1 protein-coding gene is annotated in these 1,178 nt (G+C 56.7%); it reads right to left on the minus strand.

Features of this window, described 5'->3' with window-relative positions:
* Window positions 1-336: 336 nt before the first annotated feature.
* The coding region (locus F7R19_RS29530; RefSeq protein ID WP_150982965.1) for a glycosyltransferase at window positions 337-1,178 on the minus strand (842 nt) is incomplete at its 5' end.

Consider the following 1,178-nt stretch of genomic DNA (forward strand, 5'->3'; position numbering starts at 1 on the left):
CCGCATCCGCGACACCGTAAAGCGTCACGTTGGACTGCGCGAACGCCGTGCCCGCAATCAAACTGGCTGTCGCAGCCACGACTCCACATCGAATCTTCATTTCACATTTCTCCTTCAAAGGTAGGCCATGCAGTGATCGGGAGAATATGAGATTGAAGATTACGCATACCTTTCATCGCGATTACTTGAAAAAATTGGTTGTTAAATGGCAACGTATCGCAATCTATTTATCGTTTACCACTATGTATTGATAGCAGTATTTTTGTAAATTCGTTCAGACGACACTTGTCAATGGCACCACCGTCTCGTGCCAAATGCTCATGAGTCGCGACGCTGTCAAGTAGAGGGGATGCTGCGTGCATCGGGGGCAGAAGGAGAATTCACCGAGTTCGCATGCCCCACGGCCCCCGCGACAATCGCTCGTGACGGGATGGCGCCCGAGACCCTTCTGAACGGGATCCCCTCCGCGTCCATTTCTCTTGCGGGGATATAGCCCGCCACGAGATAGAGCGGACGGCGCTTGGTTTCATTAAATAAGCGACCCACGTATTCACCAAGAATCCCCAGGAAGAAGAGCTGGAGTCCGCCAAGCATCAATACGACGGTCATCAGGGACGGATAGCCTCGCACCGGATCGCCGAACAGCAGCGTCTTGCCAACAGTGTAGAGCGCCATGCCAAATGCCGGGACGGCGACGAGCAAGCCGACCGACGTGGCGATCCGCAGCGGAATGGTCGAGAATCCCGTGATGCCATCGATAGCGAACTTCAACAAGCGGCGGTAGTTGAACTTCGTTTTTCCCGAGGCGCGCGCATCCCGGTCGTAGAGGATAGAGGTCTGGCGGTACCCAATCCACGCGTACAGGCCTTTCATGAAGCGGTTCTGCTCGCGGAGCTGGCCGATGGCCGCGACCGCGCGCTGGCTCATCAGACGGAAATCGCCGGTGTCGGCGGGGATGTCGATGTCACTCACTTTCCCCATCAGGCGATAGAAGCAGTGGGCCGTGGATTTCTTCAGGAAAGATTCGCCCTCCCGGGTCCGCCGGGTCGCATAGACGACATCGAAACCTTGCTCCCACTTGTTAATCAGGGTGGGGATCAGTTCCGGCGGATCCTGCAGATCGGCGTCGATGACGACGACGGCGTCGCCGCACGCGACATCCAATCCCGCGGTCAATG

The sequence above is a fragment of the Cupriavidus pauculus genome (genome assembly GCF_008801835.1).
GTDB lineage: Bacteria > Pseudomonadota > Gammaproteobacteria > Burkholderiales > Burkholderiaceae > Cupriavidus > Cupriavidus pauculus.